This window comes from Ruminiclostridium papyrosolvens C7, assembly GCF_000421965.1.
GTDB lineage: Bacteria > Bacillota > Clostridia > Acetivibrionales > DSM-1351 > Ruminiclostridium > Ruminiclostridium papyrosolvens_A.
This window is the reverse complement of the sequence record NZ_ATAY01000098.1, coordinates 51,133-69,369: the sequence shown is the minus strand read 5'-3', so window position 1 is coordinate 69,369 and position 18,237 is coordinate 51,133. Positions and strand designations below refer to the sequence as shown.

General features: G+C 36.0%; 17 protein-coding genes. 13 read left to right on the top strand and 4 right to left on the bottom strand.

What is annotated here, in order from left to right:
• Positions 1-8: 8 nt before the first annotated feature.
• A complete protein-coding gene (locus L323_RS39685; protein ID WP_020817243.1) occupies positions 9-1,010 on the bottom strand; it encodes a hypothetical protein in 1,002 nt (333 codons plus the stop codon).
• A 225-nt stretch (positions 1,011-1,235) separates the two neighbouring features.
• Between L323_RS39685 and L323_RS39680 the strand changes: the two genes are divergently transcribed.
• The 10 genes from L323_RS39680 (at position 1,236) to L323_RS39635 (ending at position 10,711) form a co-directional block, all read left to right on the top strand.
• Positions 1,236-2,954 carry an ABC transporter ATP-binding protein gene (locus L323_RS39680; protein WP_020817242.1) on the top strand — a complete coding sequence of 573 codons (1,719 nt, stop codon included), beginning with the start codon at positions 1,236-1,238 and terminating at the stop codon, positions 2,952-2,954.
• A gap of 103 nt (positions 2,955-3,057) precedes the next feature.
• On the top strand, positions 3,058-3,252 hold the full coding sequence (locus L323_RS39675) for a CLI_3235 family bacteriocin precursor (protein ID WP_020817241.1): 195 nt from the start codon (positions 3,058-3,060) through the stop codon (positions 3,250-3,252).
• 84 nt (positions 3,253-3,336) lie between these two features.
• Positions 3,337-4,791, top strand: a complete 1,455-nt coding sequence (gene ccpM, locus L323_RS39670) for a Cys-rich peptide radical SAM maturase CcpM (protein ID WP_020817240.1) — start codon at positions 3,337-3,339, stop codon at positions 4,789-4,791.
• 26 nt (positions 4,792-4,817) lie between these two features.
• Complete coding sequence (locus L323_RS39665; RefSeq protein WP_020817239.1) at positions 4,818-5,945, top strand: TIGR04066 family peptide maturation system protein; 1,128 nt, start codon at positions 4,818-4,820, stop codon at positions 5,943-5,945.
• A gap of 15 nt (positions 5,946-5,960) precedes the next feature.
• On the top strand, positions 5,961-6,245 hold the full coding sequence (locus L323_RS39660; RefSeq protein WP_020817238.1) for a peptide maturation system acyl carrier-related protein: 285 nt from the start codon (positions 5,961-5,963) through the stop codon (positions 6,243-6,245).
• Between the two features lie 135 nt (positions 6,246-6,380).
• Entirely contained in the window at positions 6,381-7,127 is a 747-nt protein-coding gene (locus L323_RS39655) for an AzlC family ABC transporter permease (RefSeq protein ID WP_020817237.1), read from the top strand.
• Complete coding sequence (locus tag L323_RS39650) at positions 7,120-7,431, top strand: AzlD domain-containing protein (RefSeq protein WP_020817236.1); 312 nt, start codon at positions 7,120-7,122, stop codon at positions 7,429-7,431. The genes L323_RS39655 and L323_RS39650 overlap by 8 nt, the downstream gene beginning before the upstream one ends.
• Positions 7,432-7,502: 71 nt before the next feature.
• Entirely contained in the window at positions 7,503-8,999 is a 1,497-nt protein-coding gene (gene glpK / locus L323_RS39645; RefSeq protein WP_020817235.1) for a glycerol kinase GlpK, read from the top strand.
• A gap of 9 nt (positions 9,000-9,008) precedes the next feature.
• Positions 9,009-10,307 carry a glutamate-5-semialdehyde dehydrogenase gene (locus L323_RS39640; RefSeq protein ID WP_020817234.1) on the top strand — a complete coding sequence of 433 codons (1,299 nt, stop codon included), beginning with the start codon at positions 9,009-9,011 and terminating at the stop codon, positions 10,305-10,307.
• A 23-nt stretch (positions 10,308-10,330) separates the two neighbouring features.
• A complete protein-coding gene (locus L323_RS39635) occupies positions 10,331-10,711 on the top strand; it encodes a RidA family protein (RefSeq protein ID WP_020817233.1) in 381 nt (126 codons plus the stop codon).
• 76 nt (positions 10,712-10,787) lie between these two features.
• On the opposite strand, the gene L323_RS39630 is transcribed toward L323_RS39635, so the two are convergent.
• From L323_RS39630 to L323_RS39620, 3 genes are all read right to left on the bottom strand, one after another.
• Complete coding sequence (locus L323_RS39630; protein WP_020817232.1) at positions 10,788-13,250, bottom strand: hypothetical protein; 2,463 nt, start codon at positions 13,248-13,250, stop codon at positions 10,788-10,790.
• Positions 13,251-13,401: 151 nt separating this feature from the next.
• Positions 13,402-14,487: an aspartate-semialdehyde dehydrogenase gene (gene asd, locus L323_RS39625; RefSeq protein ID WP_020817231.1), complete on the bottom strand. Its 1,086-nt coding sequence runs from the start codon at positions 14,485-14,487 to the stop codon at positions 13,402-13,404.
• 158 nt (positions 14,488-14,645) lie between these two features.
• Positions 14,646-15,572 carry a L,D-transpeptidase family protein gene (locus tag L323_RS39620; RefSeq protein WP_020817230.1) on the bottom strand — a complete coding sequence of 309 codons (927 nt, stop codon included), beginning with the start codon at positions 15,570-15,572 and terminating at the stop codon, positions 14,646-14,648.
• A 353-nt stretch (positions 15,573-15,925) separates the two neighbouring features.
• On the opposite strand from L323_RS39620, the gene L323_RS39615 reads away from it, so the two are divergent.
• The 3 genes from L323_RS39615 (at position 15,926) to L323_RS39605 (ending at position 18,205) form a co-directional block, all read left to right on the top strand.
• Complete coding sequence (locus L323_RS39615) at positions 15,926-16,729, top strand: ABC transporter substrate-binding protein (RefSeq protein WP_020817229.1); 804 nt, start codon at positions 15,926-15,928, stop codon at positions 16,727-16,729.
• A 95-nt stretch (positions 16,730-16,824) separates the two neighbouring features.
• Positions 16,825-17,490, top strand: coding sequence for an amino acid ABC transporter permease (locus L323_RS39610; RefSeq protein WP_020817228.1), 666 nt, complete (start codon positions 16,825-16,827; stop codon positions 17,488-17,490).
• Positions 17,483-18,205, top strand: coding sequence for an amino acid ABC transporter ATP-binding protein (locus L323_RS39605; RefSeq protein WP_020817227.1), 723 nt, complete (start codon positions 17,483-17,485; stop codon positions 18,203-18,205). The genes L323_RS39610 and L323_RS39605 overlap by 8 nt, the downstream gene beginning before the upstream one ends.
• Positions 18,206-18,237 lie beyond the last annotated feature (32 nt).

Below are 18,237 nucleotides of genomic sequence, written 5' to 3'. Positions count from 1 at the left end.
ATCGTAACTTATGATGAGATACCTGTTAATAAATCTTCAATTGTCTTCTTTTCTTCCTTATACATTTCATGTAGAGATTCAATTACAGTATTTATTTTATTTTTGTTTTTAGTAATATTATATTTAATTAAGATATTTCTATTATTTAAAGCTTCATTTTCTAATTTATAAAAGATATTAATGAAATTATTTTTAGTATCAATATACTTCTTTTCAACAAAGTACTCCAGGCGGGACACCATAGTTTTTTTATGTTCATAAAGTAAATGAAAATGTCTAATGTCACATTCTTCTTCAGAATCATTTTTAAGGATATTCTCATAATATTTTATCAGTTGATCATATACTGAAATTCCGTATACTAAATTGTTTGGGGTTCCTATTGTCCGCAAGTTGAATGATGTATTTTTAGAAAAAATATAGTCGAATAGTAGATTTTTAACATTTTCCATATCAAATTCATATGATGGACGATATGATGTATTATCTTTGGCTTTCATTAATATTATATCATTGGTTTTTTTTATAGAATTTAAGAAACTGTTTTCAAACTCAGAAAAACTAACACATGACGGATAATAAGTACCCGTATCATTATAACCTATTACATGAAATAGACTATTATCTAAATTATAACCGTAAATCATAATCTCATGTCTAAAGTGTTTTTTCATGTATGATACTCTATGGGGTATAAAAAACTCATCCGTATAAGTCATTACATAATATCCAAGGTTTAAACTGCTTTTTATAAAATCAATTATATTTGTATTTGATTTATATATAAATTCTAAATCTAAAATTTTGTAATCTATTAACGGACTTAAAATAGAGTTTCCGCATATTGGATATGTAAAAAAATTCAAAAAATAATATTTGACATTAATTTGTAACTGTATATAATTACTGAAAAACCATGAATTAAAATCTTTGTGGGACATTGCTACAGTTAGGGGATAGGCATGATGTAAATAACAATTTATTGGTGGCTGATTAAGTTCTAATTCCATTTGTATTACCTCACTTCTTTAAGTGTTAAACATGTTAAGTGCTTGTGTAATATTAGGTGGGGTTTTTTTAGCGTTACCTCCATACAAATAATACCATAAATGAAAGAAATTATAAATAATCCGATTAATTAATATTTGACAAATTATGTATGTAGATATACCATAGAGTTTATGGTACAATATACCATAATTAAAAAATAAAGTAAATTGTCTGATGAGGTCAAAATGCTATTTTCTAAAGATACCAATAACATTCTAAAAAGAATTTTAAAACTTTTAAGGCCATACATTAAAAAAATCAGTATTATTTTTGTATGTATTATTGCTTCTGCCGGTATCAGTATGCTTTTTCCGCTACTCAGCAAACAAGTTATGGATAGAGGTCTACTTAAAAGTAATTTCGGGATAGTAGTTAAATTTTCTCTTTTTACTTTTGCGTTGGTTTTAATTGATCAAGCAATTGGCTTACTTGAAACAAAATATTTTTCTTATTTAAATTCTATGTTCCAGTATTCGTTACAAAAGGCAGCATTTAAACATCTTTTGAAGCTTAAACTGCAATACTTTAATAGTACAAATTTTTCTGAAATCATGGGTAACATCGGAATGGATGTTGGAAATATATCAAGGATATGCGATAAGGGTACTTTTATAATAGTATCTCAGATATTCAGAATTATCGGAGGCTTAGTCGGCTTATTGCTTATCGATTGGAAACTAACTATAGTGGTAATTTTTGTAGTTCCCATTCGGTATTTCACCGTAAAATTTCTTGCAAAAAAGAGAAAATCGATGTTTAAGGAGTTTCTGGAGTATAACAGGGAGTACTCATCCTGGTACGGAGATACCATAACCGGTATTAAGGAAATAAAACTATTGGGGATTGACAGGATAAAAATAGGTGAATTTATAAAGAAACAAAAAAATATTGTCAAAATGAATATAAAATTAGCTTTTTTAGACAAGTTTAATGAGTACTCTGAAAGTATAGTGTTTCAGGGAATTAATTGTATGTTATACATACTTGGAGCATATATTGTTTTCCAGAATGGTGTTACCATTGGAGGTTTGTTTGCTTTTTTAACATATAGTGCGTATGTTATTGGTCCAATATCAGCAATATTGAATATTGGATATAATTTTTCTAATATAATTCCTTCTGCAAAAAGGTATTTCGAATTTATTGATATGGAAACAGAAACTGAAGAAAAGACTAAAAACCTTGTAAGATTGGATGCAAGCAAAATCAAAGGTAAGATAAAGTTTAGTAATGTTAGATTTTCATATAGAGAAGATGAACAAATTTTAAACAATATTAATCTTGAAATAAATCCGGGAGAAAAGATAGCTATTATAGGGGCAAACGGCTCAGGAAAGAGCACATTTATTAATCTGCTGTTAAGATTTTATAAGCCTGATAATGGGAAAATTGAACTAGACGGAACCGATGTAAGCAGTATTAACCTAAAGGATTATAGAAGCTTGATATCAGTAGTTAGTCAGGATTTGTATCTTTTTGACACATCAATTGAAGGTAACATATCTATCGGATTAAAAAAAGATGAAGCAAATATAAAAAGGGCTGCAAAGCGAAGTGGTGCATATGAGTTCATAAAGGACATGCCCTTAAAGTACAAAAGTGAGGTAGGCAGAAATGGTTCTAAGCTATCAGGTGGACAAAGGCAGAAAATAGCTGTAGCAAGAGCTTTTGCAAGGGAAGCAAAAATACTTATTCTTGATGAAGCCACAGCAAATTATGACGTGGAATCTGAGATGTATTTAAACCAACTTTTGACTCGGGATTTTAATGACAAAACGGTTTTAATAATAAGCCACAAGCCTGATATATTGACTAAAGTGGATAGAATTTTAGTCGTGGATAATGGTAGCATACACCAATTCGATAATTATAATGATTTTCTTGTTATGAACGGTGCTGTTTAATAGGATTTGAACTCACAAGGTTTATCCGCGGTAAAGCTTAGTGAGCTTAAATAAAGTCAGACCTAATTTAATAAATCTGAATATACGAAATGGAGGTGAAAATATGAAAAAGTTAGGTAAAAAAATACATAACGGTATGGAAACAATAGAGGCATACTGGTGCGTATGTAGTTATTGCGGCAATTGTGCTTGTAGTTATTCAAGCTGTGGGGACACTACAGTTATGGTGAATATTCTTCAGAATAACCGAAACGATGTGTCGACTGGCGCTTATCTCACTAATACTTACAATTCGTAATTTATTGGTAATTCATGCTAAAAATTAACCGGAATACAGTTTATATTCCGGTTAATTTTAATTAATAAGGAGGAAGTGATAGTTTTGGATTCTTTCATACACCTGTTTAAAACTCCTGGAGGGCATTATTTATATGACGTCAACAAAAATGTCATTCTCAGCTTATCGGAAGAGCAATATAAGATACTCGATTATTATAGAGATAGTGATGATACCGGTAAATGCACCACCTCGGAATTCAGTACACAAGCTGTAGAGTCAATTGATCATTTGCGTGTTTTAGGTTTCTTATCAGAAAAAAGGCCAAAGGAAATGTACCATCCTTTAAATGATACAATTTTAAGCCACCTCAATAATAAAGTTAAAATGATTACACTGCAGATAACAAAGCAATGTAATCTCAGGTGCAAATACTGTGTTTACTCAGGAAATTATGAAAATAGGGATCATTCAAATGAGAAAATGACTCTTGAGACAGCCAAAAAGGGAATAGATTTTTATATTGAGCATTCAAAAGATAATGAGAATGGCTTGTTGGCTTTCTATGGGGGTGAGCCTCTGCTTGAATTTGAATTTATAAAAAATTGTATTGAGTACTTTGAAGAAAGAGCAGAGGGAAAAAATATTCACTTAAACTTGACAACAAATGCAACCCTTTTAACTGAAGAGATTGTAAATTATTTTCAAAAGCATAATGTACATTTGCTAATAAGTCTTGATGGCCCTTCTGAGGTGCATAACAAGAACAGGGTTTATGGATATGATGATAGGGGGACTTTTGAAAAAGTAATGGAAAACTTAGAGATGATTAAAACTAAATTTTCTGATTATTTAAGTACTAATATTGCTTTTAATGCTGTGTTAGATCCGCAGAATGAGTTTAGCTGTGTAAATAATTTTTTTGTTGATTTTGAAATAGCAAAAGAAGCAAATATTATGGCTTCAGAAATATCTAATTTATACAGAAAAGATACTGTAAAAACATCTGATAATTATATTTCTGAAACTCAATATGAATATTTTAAGATATTTTTATCAAGGCTTGGTTATCTGGACGAGAAATATACATCAAAACTACTATTGAGGCATTACACGGAAAGAAAGGATAGGTACGGTCGATTGCAAATGAGACCAGAGCTACCTGATAAAATTCATCATGGAGGACCATGCGTACCTGGGGTTCAAAGGCTGTTTATGGATGTTGGCGGTAATTTCTACCCGTGTGAAAGGGTTAGTGAAGCATCGCCACACATGAAAATAGGAAATATAGATGCTGGTTTTGATGTTGATAAAATACTATCTTTGCTTAATGTAGGGAAAATAAGTGAAAAGAAGTGTATAAACTGTTGGGCACTTATGTTTTGTAATTTATGTGCAGCAGCAGCAGATGAAAATGATGGTCTTTCAATGGAAAAGAAGGTTTCAAGATGCAGTTATGAAAGAAACTCAGCTGATAGTATATTGAAGGATATTTGCACTTTAAGGGAATTTGGGGCTGAATTAGGCGAAGAGATTCATGCTTTCGATATGGCGGAGTGAAAGCTGTAATAATGGAGGGGGTTAATATGGAAAAAAACGAGAGGCTTTTGATTTATCCGTACAATATGGAATTTACTCCGGTATTAAGGCACAGGTCTTTGCTTACGGAATATGACATATCGTGCCTTGTATCTCCAAATGGATGGGGCTTAACAGGAAAAGATGCTGGTATTGCAGATAGAGGACCCGATATAGGCATCTTGGTATCTGCAGATTTTGAAAAATCACTGGACTTATGCGATACCGTAATGATTGTTGAATCGCATTTACCGTTTGATTTTGAAAAGTATATATTTAATAAAATTAAATTGGCAGTAAAATTGAAAAAAAACATAATATGCTCATTGAAATTGGATGGAGAGGCTATTAAAGAAATTTCGTCTCTGTGTAATTGTGAGGGAGTGTATTTCAAGTACTTTGACGGAATTCAGAATGTTCTGCCAGAGGAGATAGCTATTTATAACGAAAGTATTGAAGAAATAGATACACCTGTTATTTTGACGGTTGGAATATCTGAGAAAACAAATAAATTTGAAATCCAGCTTGCACTAAGGGAAAAAATTCAGAAATCAGGATATAAAATAAGTCAGATAGGCACTAGGTCATACTGTGAGATGATGGGGTTCCATTCTTTCCCTTCATTTATGTATGGAAATGCTATTTCTGATATAAATAAAGTATTGATGTTCAATAGATTCATCAAGAAAATTGAAATGACCGAAGAGCCCGATATTATAATTATCGGAGTACCCGGTGGTATTATGCCGTTTAACAGGAAGTTTACCAACAAATTCGGTTTACTTGCCTTTGAAATATCTCATGCAGTTTTCCCGGACGTTGTTATTGCCAGTTTACTATATGAAGATTACAAGGCTGAAGGATTTGATATGTATGCAAATTCAATAAAATATAAACTTGGATTTGATGTTGACTTTTTCAATGTTGCAAACATGCAATTTGATTGGGAAAGATCATATGAGGAATATGTGCAGTCTTATACTTCATTGGATTACAAGTTTATTGATGAGAAGAAAACAAAGTTTACCGAAAACAAAATACCTGTATTTAATATTCTAAATAAAGATGATTCCGATAATATGGTACACCAAACTATTGAAAAACTTACCGGGTACGGTAATGTACAGATAGTATAAAGGAGAAAACTCACTATGGATAATTTACTGTCAGATAATACAAAAGAAGGGCTTATCCAAATTTTTAAAAAAAGGATTAATATCGATTTTACTAAATGGGACAAGGATTATTATTCTAAAAATCTTTTAGGAGAAGAAATACGGTTATCCGCAAGAGATTTACTATACATATACTTTGATGTAAAGAGCCAGTTCAATATTACAATTCCTCAAGAGGAAATTGCCAACGGAAAATTTTCTACCTTTGGCGGTATATTGGAAATTGTGCAAAATGAAATGAAACTAAGGAATATATCATAATTTTAGATTGGATAGGTATCAAAAAACTCTTACCTCTAAACCGAGGTAAGAGTTTTTTGATGAGAATACTGCACTTTCTATGTTATAATACTACTTGTTGTTAATTCATAAGAAAATGAAAAAAGGATATTAGAAATGTTAACTAAGCAAGAGAAAGTATTACATAGCAAGCACACGGCATTCCACGATTTCCTTGACGGTTCAAAACAAAGCCTTCCTATAGCCTTGGGGTATTTTCCCGTATCTTTTACGTTCGGGCTTATGGCTGTAAAGGGCGGAATACCTGTTTGGATAGTCGTATTAATATCAATGACAAACCTCACTTCGGCGGGACAGTTTGCGGGGACAAACCTGATTATAGCAGGAGCGGGCCTTGCTGAAATTACAATTACCACCTTTGTTATAAATATCAGATACATGCTTATGTCCTTGTCACTATCTCAGAAAATTGTTGAGGGTATACCGGGATATAAACGTTGGCTAATGTCTTTCGGAATCACAGATGAAACCTTTACAGTAGCTGCCATGCAAAAAAAGGATATAACCTTTTCCTTTATGACAGGACTTGAAGTGCTGCCCTATATCGGGTGGGCGGCAGGCACCGCAGCAGGTGCTTTAGTGTGTACTATACTGCCCGAATCTTTGCAGAATTCAATGGGCATTGCTTTATACGCTATGTTTATTGCCCTTGTAATACCGGCGGCAAAGAGGTCAAAAGCGGCTCTGATTGTGGCAGGCTGCGCTATATTTATAAGTTCTATTATAAAATGGGTACCTGTATTTTCTGTTGTTTCAGGAGGATGGAGAATAATCATAGCCACCTTTATTGCATGTACAATAGGTGCAAAGTTTTTCCCAATGGAGGATACGGCAAATGAATGATACTCTGATTGCAGTACTTCTTATGGCATTGGTTACATATTTTCCACGAGTTCTTCCCATGGCTGTGTTCAAAAATAAAATAAAGTCCCGATTTATAACTGCATTTCTCGCATACGTGCCTTATGCAGTTCTGGGAGCTATGATATTTCCTGATATACTTATGTCCACAGGGCATCTTTTGTCAGCTGTCATAGGACTTGGAGTTGCAGTTATACTGGCCTACTTTGAAAAAAGTCTGTTAAAGGTAGCTGTGTGTGCAATTACCGTTGTTTACGTTTGTGAGATTATAATTTCCAGAGTGTAGAATATGATATAATACTGTTAAATAAATTGTTAAAAGCAACAACTTTGTGATGTACAAAGGGGACGGGATTTATGCATAAGAGATACATTTTATCCCTTGATCAGGGGACTACCAGCTCCAGAGCAGTAATATTCGACAGTTTGAACGGCAATATAGCCGGAATAAAGAGTGTGCCGCTGCAGCAGTTTTATCCTCAGCCCGGATGGGTTGAACATGATGCGGAAGATATTTTCAGGGATCAGATGGCTGCTATAGCGGGTGCAATAAAGATGGCGGGAATAAGTCCTGAAGCAATTGCCTGCATCGGTATCACAAACCAGAGGGAGACCGTAGTTGTCTGGGACAAAAATACAGGAAAACCAGTACATAGAGCCATTGTGTGGCAGTGCAGGAGAAGTTCTGAAATATGTGACAGCTTAAAGATGGCTGGTTTGAGAGATAAAATCAAAAGTAAAACCGGGTTGGTAATAGATGCATATTTTTCGGGAACCAAGATAAAATGGATTCTGGAGCAGGTAGAGGGAGCAAAGGAGAAGGCTCAAAGGGGGGAGCTCCTTGCCGGAACCATTGATTCATGGCTTATCTGGAATTTAACGGGAGGCAGAAAGCATATCACGGATTATTCAAATGCCTCCAGAACTATGCTATATAATATAAATGAATTAAAATGGGATGAAGAACTGCTGAAGGAACTGGAGATACCGGCTTGTATGTTGCCGGAAGTAGTTTCATCATCCGGGGTATGTGCATACTCAATTGAAAAAATTCTAGGAGCCAAAATCCCAATTTCCGGCATAGCCGGAGACCAGCATGCGTCTCTTTTCGGGCAAGCCTGCTTTAAACAGGGAGATGCAAAAAATACGTATGGTACCGGATGTTTCATTCTGATGAATACCGGCAAAACACCTGTTTCTTCAAAAAACAATCTTCTTACGACTATTGCATGGGGTATAGATAATCAAGTAGAATATGCCCTTGAAGGCAGTGTATTCAATGCCGGAGCAGCCATTCAATGGTTAAGGGATGAGCTTGGTATAATAAAGACCGCACATGAAAGCGATATTGAGGCTGAAAAAGTACCAGACACGGGTGGGGTATATATTGTTCCTGCATTTACGGGATTAGGAGCGCCGTACTGGGATATGTATGCTCGTGGTACAATATTGGGGATAACCAGAGGTACAAACAGAAGACATATTATTAGAGCCACTCTTGAAGCCATAGCATATCAGAGCAGGGATGTACTGGAAGCAATGGAACTGGATTCGGGAATAGAGTTAAATGCACTCAAGGTAGACGGAGGTGCAAGTGCGAGTGATTTTCTTATGCAATTTCAGGCAGATATACTGAATATACCTGTACAAAGGCCTGTGATAAGGGAGACAACGGCACTTGGCTCGGCATTTCTGGCGGGGCTTGGAATCGGAATATGGACATCCAAGGAAGAAATTGAACAGGCATGGAATCTTGACAAGACGTACACTCCTTTAGGAAATAAAAAATACTTTGATGGTCTATACTTAAAGTGGAAGAAAGCGGTTGAAAAATCAATGAAATGGGATATTTAGGAGGTAAAAATGGACATAAGACAATTATGTAAATATGCCGGTGAGGCATCTGTAAAAATGGCTGCACTAAGCGGAGAAGTTAAGAACAATGCACTATTGAAAATAGAGGATGCATTACTAGCCAACAGTAAAAGAATCATAGAAGCAAATCAGCATGACCTTGAAAGAAGCGAAAAGGAGAATCTGGCTTCACCGCTTCTAAAAAGACTTAAATTTGATGAGAAGAAATTAAATGATGTAGTTGAAGGAATTAAAAGTCTAGAGGCCCTTGAAGAACCTGTAGGTAAAACTCTGTTTTCAAATATGCTGGACGAAGACCTTGAGCTGTTTAAAGTTACCTGCCCAATAGGTGTTATAGGTATCATATTTGAATCAAGGCCCGACGCACTTGTGCAGATATCAACACTCTGCCTAAAAAGCGGAAACTGTGTTCTCCTTAAAGGCGGTTCTGAGGCAAAAGAAACAAACCGAGTTCTTACAGATGTTATAGAAGAAGCTACTGTAGCAGCCGGACTGCCCAAGGGATGGATAAGTCTTCTTGAAAGCAGGGACGATGTTAATGAAATGCTGAAAATGGATGAATATATTGACCTGATAATTCCAAGAGGTTCAAACGAATTTGTACGTTATATAATGGATAATTCAAGAATACCGGTAATGGGCCATGCAGACGGTATTTGCCATGTTTACGTGGACGAAAGTGCAGACTTGGAAATGGCAAAGAAAATCACAGTAGATTCAAAAACTCAGTATGTTGCAGTTTGTAATGCAACAGAAACCCTTTTGGTTGACAGGGCAGTGGCAAAGGAATTTCTACCGGGATTAAAGGCTGAACTTGATAAAAAGAAGGTTGAAATATTCGGAGATGAAGAAACAGCTAAAATAATAGAAGTTAAGCCTGCCAGTGACCAAGACTGGGCTACAGAGTATCTTGATTACATTATATCCATAAAGATTGTTTCCGGTGTGAATGAAGCTATAAAGCATATCAATACTTATGGATCAGGGCATACTGACAGCATAGTGGCAAAGGACAAAACAACTGCAGTCAAATTTATGAATCTAGTTGATTCCGGGAATGTTTTCTGGAATGCATCTACGAGATTTAGCGACGGTTTCAAGTACGGTTTTGGTGCAGAGGTAGGAATAAGCACAAGCAAGCTTCATGCCAGAGGCCCTGTGGGTTTGGACGGTTTGTTAAGCTACAAATACATGCTGATTGGCAACGGGCAGATTGTGGACGATTATGCCACAAACAAGAGACAATTTAAGCATGTAAAAATAGATAAGCAGATTGAAGAGATATAAAGACATTTAAGGAGTGATTAAAGATGGATTTGGAGATTATTTCAACTGACAAGGCACCTGCCGCAATAGGCCCGTATTCGCAAGCGGTTAAATGCGGAAACGTTATATATACCTCGGGAGCAATTCCAGTAGATCCGGCCAGCGGAAACGTTGTTGCCGGAGGTGCAGCCCAACAGGCAGAGCAGGCAATTAAAAATCTTGCAGAAGTTCTGAAAGGAGCCGGTGCAGGTCTGGGGAACGTTGTAAAAACTACCGTTTTCATTAAAGACCTGAATGATTTTGCAACAATAAACGAAGTATATAAAAAATTCTTCACGGACAATTACCCTGCAAGGTCATGCGTAGAGGTTGCAAGACTTCCAAAGGATGTCTTAATCGAGATAGAATGTATTGCGGTATTATAGATAAAAGTATAAAAAATCAATGAGCAGCTTGTTTTGAAGCTCTCATTGATTTTTTTAATTTTTTATTAAATTATTTTTAAAGATCTCTATAGAAAATCAGGTTTGCTTCCATATCCTCGTCCATAGGGCCGTTCTTGAATAGTTTAGTGTACTTACTTGTAAGTGACTTTGCCGTCTTTGCTCTGGTGGTATTCAACTGCATACACAGGTCTGAGAATGCGGGCTGCTTTGCAAGATTTGTCCTTTGTTCTTTAGGAAGAGGACAATGCCTGAATAATATTGATCTTGCTATTTTGTTGAGCCTGAGGATACCCTTTGATTCATAATTTATCCAGATATCATAATCACTTGTGAAAATATCCTTCATCATGTTCCTGTTTTTCTGTATCTGTACCTTGATTTTTTCCTTGGCTTCTTCGGAAAGGTCATGGTTTTTCTTATAGAACTGAATGTAATCAGTGTACTCCGAAGTCAAAGATTTTTCAGTTATATCGTTCCATGCCACGCCCATCATGGTTCTGCACAGTTCCCATCTGAATGTACCGATAAGTTTCAGTACCATATCATATATGTTTTCATCTGTAAATGCAGGGAATATGAATCTGCCGGGTGTATTTCTGCCTCTTCCTGTAATTTCCTGCCACATGGACGCACGAGAACCGAAGGTAGGCACTATGATAATGTCAGGAAGAATCTCTTTCATTATCGGTTCTTTTTCAATATTCTTCTTTTCATTTTTATACCAGATTTCTCTGTAGAATACTGAAAAATCAGTTTCAAGGATATTCATAATAGCATCCGTAATCTTATGAGGAGTCACAACTGATTTCTCAAGATCACGGGTGATAATATCCTTGTGCAAAATAGGAAAGTAGCTGCTCATGTGACCATGGCACACTTTTTGATTTGTTTTTAACATGTTATTTATTTCAAAGCTTACCTTGGTATTAAAGTCCTTTTCATATGCCGGCTTATCAAGGTCTGTAACAATTTTTCTTTTCTTCATATCTCTGAAAACATCGTAGTAATCCTGCCCGAAGTCATTGATAGAAGGTTCTTTGCGGTTATTATAAATTTCCTGAATCCACTTTGTTGAATTATATATATTGAATTTTGATTTTGGATATTCCTTGTCACATAGTCTGTATAAAGCAATGGCCTGTTCTTTTGTCACAAGACGTTCATCCATATAACCAAAATTTAAAAACATGCTTATAATTTTTGGGTACTGGCCGCTTTCCTGAGCTTTTTTGAAAGCAGTTTCATAAACAGTAAAGAAATCACTTGTAAGTGAAGAACGAAGCTCCCTTGCTTCAGAGTCACTGGCGGATTTATCCTTCAAGGCTCTGAAATGACTAAGCCGTTTATTAAAGCTGTCTTTAAAATCCATAGTGCAGCCGCATATGGTTAAAATCTTATCAAGACTATTTTCAAGTTCCTTTGGAAGCTCATCTCCTGAATATGTACCATCATCATTCTGAGGTATACGGTTTATGGACGCCTTTTCCTTAACAGCCTCAACCATTTCACTAATCTTTGAAATGGTTATGGAGTTGAAACAGTCAAACTCATTCTGAAGCCTGCCAATACAATTTGCAATAACAGCTGCTGATTGTTCCATAATTCCATAAAGGGTCAGTACTGCTTCCTTATCATCCTTTGAATCTACCGCTATTTTTGCGTAAGAAGACATAAGGTTCACCGGAGCAGTATAGAGACAGTAAATATTATTGTATAATTGGGACAGCTTACTCTTAATTTCACCTACAAGGGATTCCATAAGATCAGAACCCTTTTTTATATGGTATTCGCAAACATAGTTTTCGCTATTGAAAAAACCTTTTCTTTGTTCAAGAGGCACGCTAAGCAGCTTTGAAAAATACTCAAAACCTGCATCATCTATTTCATTTTCGTTGTCCCCACAATTTTCACATATATATGTATTTGATAAAGAATCAGTATCAACAGGGAAGAAACGTATACCGTTATCTCTTGCTTCCTGATAAGCGTTTTTGTAGTAATCCAGATTCTCTATCTCAGGAGAATATTTGAAGTAGTATTTATCCTTTATAGCCCAATAATATACGGATAGGTTTTTTACCAATATATCCAGACTCCTGCATATAGGTAGAAGCTTCTGATAGGAATCATAGCTTAAGTCAATGAGTGTTGCCAGTGAAGAGACAATATATGTTGAATAATCCTTTTGAGTATTCATGATATCTCTTATACCATTTGCGGATGAAGCCTGAAAACAGTATAAATTACAAGCTTGCTGGGATCTTAAACTAAAGGAGTTCTTTCCGCTTTTCAAAATGTCATTAACGCTTAGAAAAGTATTCTGCTCCAAGGTAAAAAGGCGGCAGCTGTTATCGGCTGTGTAACCTTCATTATTTGGTGCTGTATCAAAGGGCGACAGTAAAACATCCAGCTTCCCCTGGAGCATTAAAATAACGGAGGATACTCTGTCACCTTCATAAATAATCGTTTCATTCTGACCGGACAAATATTGGCCTGCATAGTCTGATTTTATGCCCATTTTGATCTCCTTTACCTGTACGAAAATTGAACATTAACATTTGTGGTAAAAATTTGAACATAACAAAAAAGCTAGGTTATTTACCTAGCTCATTTATCGGCATATTATACTAAATTATTTACCTAATCCTACGAAAAATAGGTAATATTACTTATTTTGCATGAATATATCCTTGGGACTTTAGGTACTCTGCCATGAGTACACCACCGCCTGCAGCGCCGCGGACAGTATTGTGTGAGAGACAAACAAATTTATAATCATAAAGGGTGTCTTCACGAAGTCTTCCTGCAGTTATACCCATTCCGTTTTCAGCATCTCTGTCCAATTTGGTTTGTGGTCTGTTGTCTTCTTCAAAATATTTAATAAACTGCTTTGGTGCACTTGGTAAATCCAACAGTTGGGGTTCACCTTTAAAGTTTTTCCATAACTCAAGTATCTCTTCTTTTGAAGGTTTGTTTTCAAAGGAAACAAACACTGCTGCAAGATGACCGTCAGTTACAGGCACTCTTATACACTGTGTAGTTATAAGAGGTGATGAAGTCTTTACAATTTCTCCGTTCTCAACTTTACCCCAGATTTTCAAAGGTTCCTGTTCGCTTTTTTCTTCTTCTCCACCGATATAAGGTATTACGTTATCAAGCATTTCAGGCCAGTCAGTGAAATTCTTTCCTGCACCGGAAATTGCCTGGTAAGTAGTTGCAACAACATTTTTAATACCATATTTCATTAGAGGAGTAAGAGCAGGAACATAGCTCTGGATTGAACAATTTGGCTTAACGGCAATAAATCCGTATTTTGTTCCAAGCCTTTTCCTCTGAGCATCTATAGCCTTCACATGATCTGCATTGATTTCAGGTATAAGCATAGGTACGTCAGGAGTCCACCTGTGTGCCGAATTGTTGGAAACTACAGGAGTTTCATTTTTCGCATATTCTTCCTCGAGCTTCTTGATCTCATCCTTTTTCATATCAACTGCACAGAAAACGAAATCCACTTCATCACAAATCTCTTTAACTTGTTCTGTTGCGTTTTTTATTACAATATTCTTAACGTTTTCAGGCATAGGTGTAGACATCTTCCATCTATTACCTACTGCTTCTTCGTATCGCTTTCCGGCAGATTTTTCACTGGCAGCAATGGAAACAACTTCGAACCATGGATGATTTTCAAGAAGTGAAATAAATCTTTGTCCGACCATTCCAGTACCACCGATTATACCAACTTTTAGCTTAGACATCCTTTATGCCTCCTATTCGTAGATTTTCATATTATTGAAAGGATATTGAATGGAGGGTGAGTCGAATAAAATAATAAAGTGTCCACCATTCAATGACATTTGTATTTGTACTGTGTATTTTATCACAATGCCGTTTAAAATTCAATAATAAAAATTTTCTACGAGACCTGCTGTTTGAACAGGGGTTGAGTAATACTCCAGTTCTTTAACTCGGTCTGAGTACCTACCCAGACAGGTGCTTTCATAGGAACAAGAGGGTACAGTTCCTCTACACAGTAATTTGACATTCTCATACAGCCGTGGGATATGTACCTTCCAATGGAATAAAATGAATTTGTGCCGTGTATTCCATAGGAACCATCGGTTCTGTTTATCCCCATCCAACGGGTTCCCAAAGGATTTTGAGGTGTTCCGCCTTTTACGGGGTCTGCAAATCCTCCACCTCCCCAATCAGGGTCTATAAGTTTGCTGGTGACGATATATTTACCGGATTTCGTAAGGGAAGCGGGGTTACCTACTGCAACGGCATACTTTTTTAATACCTTTATACCTTCATATAATGTTAAAACTCTTGTGGTCTTGTTTACAGCAATCCACCTTCCTTTAGTGGGGGCCTTTGTAACCTTGTCAAGATAAACGAACTTGTTACTGGATAACCTTTGTACAAGCATATTTTTTGTTGCTGTATCATATGTACCGGTTACACTCATATTATGATTGCTTTGAAATAAAAGAAGTGCATTTCTGATATTGAGTTTCTCATCACTTTTTGAAGCCTTTTTATAGTAGCCAAGCTGCTTAATGTACTTCAAATATGTATTGGCGGTAATGTCTTTTTGCAACTGGGCAACTTTCTTCTGTAATTTTTCCTTTGCAGCAGCTTCTTCCTTTTTCTTCTGGGCTTCCTGCTGTTTTTTTTGAGTATCAAGTGTTTTATCCAATACGGTGGTATCAATTTTCACTGCCGACTGTGATACTTCAGGATACTGATTTTTGTCTTTTGCGTCGGCTGCACCGCAAACAGCTGTACTTTCAAATAGTATGGCAATCATTAGTGTGCCAAGCAATAAAAGTCTTTTAAGCATTATACAATCCACCTCTGATTTTTAGTTATTACTATATTATAACTGGAAAAATATAGTATTGCATTAGTTCATTATATTAATTTTACTGTCAAAATGAAAATTTCATTACTGTTACATTTTTTGCGAATAAGGCGATTATCACTGATAGGGGCTCTTTAACGGTGCCGCAGACAATATCTGCATATAGAATATTTCCCTGAATATAAATTAAGAGAGGCTATTTAAAGGGAATGTTAATATACGACATATTGTAACAAAATATTTATGCATTGTATTGAATTTTTATGCATAATAATTTATAATTGTACACATCGATGTTTTATTATGTAGAAAAATAATAGGGGGATTTCAAAATGATGAAAGGAATGTTAAAGAGGATATTTTGCTTGATTATTGTTGTCACTATCGGAATATCCATTGCAGGCTGCGGTGGTGGAGAAACAATGAAGAGAATTGAAAAGACCGGCAAACTGGTTGTAGGTACAAGCGGAGATTATGCACCGTATGAATATCACATGCTGGTAGATGGAAAGGATACTATAGTAGGTATCGATATTTCAATTGCTGAGGAGATTGCAAAAGACATGGGCGTGCAGCTCCAGATTGTGGATACTGATTTCAACGGACTGTTGTCATCACTTAACACAAACAAGGTAGACATTGTAATAGCCGGTATGAATCCTGACGAAAAGAGAAAAAAATCTGTTGATTTTTCAAAGATTTATTATGAAGCAAAGCAAGGTGTAATGGTAAGGGCTGAAGACAAAGACAAATATAAAACTGTTGCAGATTTAAAGGATAAAAAAGTTGGTGCACAGCTGGGAACTACACAGGAGAAGATAGTAAAAGAACAGCTTGAGGGTGCAAACCTTGTATCATTAGGCAAGATTCCTGATTTGGTTATGGAATTAAAGAATAAAAAGATAGATGCACTGGTTGTTGAACTTCCCGTAGCAAGCGGTTACGTTAAAAACAACAACGATTTGGCACTTACAGATGTTCCTGTAAAGGATGATACAGGCGGATCTGCTATAGCAGTCAAAAAAGGTAATTCAAACCTTGTAGAGCAGATAAATAAATCCCTTGACAGACTTATGAAGGATGGATTAATTGATAAGTTTGTTCAGGAGGCTAATGAAAAGAACGTGACAAAATAATAACTGACATTATATGAAGGCCAAAGCAAAGGGGATGTCCACGGGCACCCCTGTGTTTTGTTTTCGGAGAATTTTTATAATAGGGAGGGATTAGCTTGGATTTCGGATTTCTAAGTGAATATTGGTACTACTTTGTAAGCGGTACCGTAAATACAATAGTAATTGCAATTCTCACCGTAATACTTGGTGTTATTATAGGTACAGGTATTGCATTAATGAAGATATCCCATAACAAGATTTTCAAGGCAGTTGCATCATCTTATATAGAGTTTATAAGGGGTACACCTCTTCTTGTTCAGATAACACTTTTTTTCTACCTGATTTCACTGCCGGAATTTCATATATTCGGTTTAGAAATGGAGAGATTTATACCCGGTGTTATAGCTATGTCTGTAAACAGTGGTGCATATGTGGCTGAAATAATACGAGCAGGGATTCAGGCTGTGGACAAGGGCCAGATGGAGGCGGCAAGATCTATCGGTTTTACTCAAGGGCAGGCTATGAGATACATTGTATTGCCACAGGCACTAAGGAACATACTCCCTGCTTTAGGAAATGAATTTGTTGTTGTAATTAAGGAATCTTCCGTACTGTCTGTTATCAGTATAAGTGAGCTTATGAGAAACACAAATATTATACAGGGCGCAATTTACAGGCCTTTTGAGCCGTTAGCCATTACGGCTGTTATTTATTTTGTATTGACCTTCAGTCTTACAAGGCTTCTGGGATATGCTGAAAGGAGGATGAGGACAAGTGATTAATGTAAAGAATCTGCACAAGACATTCGGTAGCCTTCATGTTTTACAGGGGATAGACGTAACCATTGAAAAGGGCGAGGTAGTAGTTGTAATCGGCCCAAGCGGTTCAGGCAAGAGTACTTTCCTCAGGTGCTTGAACTTATTGGAACAGCCCACCGACGGTGAAATAATTTTTGAGGGCATAAATATCACTGATAAGAAAAACGATGTAAACAAACAAAGACAGAAAATGGGGATGGTTTTTCAGAATTTCAATCTATTCCCACATTTGTCTATTATTGATAATATAACTCTCGGGCCTATAAAACTCAAGAATCAGACTCCTGAGCAAGCAAAAGAGAATGCTATGTCACTGTTAAAGAGAATAGGATTGGAAGAAAAGGCAAATAACTATCCTGCACAGCTTTCAGGAGGACAGAAACAACGTATAGCTATTGTTCGCGCTCTTGCTATGTCCCCGGATGTAATGCTTTTTGACGAGCCTACTTCAGCCCTTGACCCGGAAATGGTAGGTGAAGTTCTGGAGGTAATGAAAGAGTTGGCGGCAGAAGGAATGACAATGGTGGTTGTTACTCATGAAATGGGCTTTGCAAAAGAGGTTGGAACCAGAGTATTATTCATGGATGAGGGCAAAATTAAGGAAGATGCTCCACCAAGTGAAATTTTTACAAATCCTAAAGATGACAGAACAAAGGAATTTTTAAGTAAGATACTTTAGATAATAAATGTAAATTCTTAAAAATTGTTGGA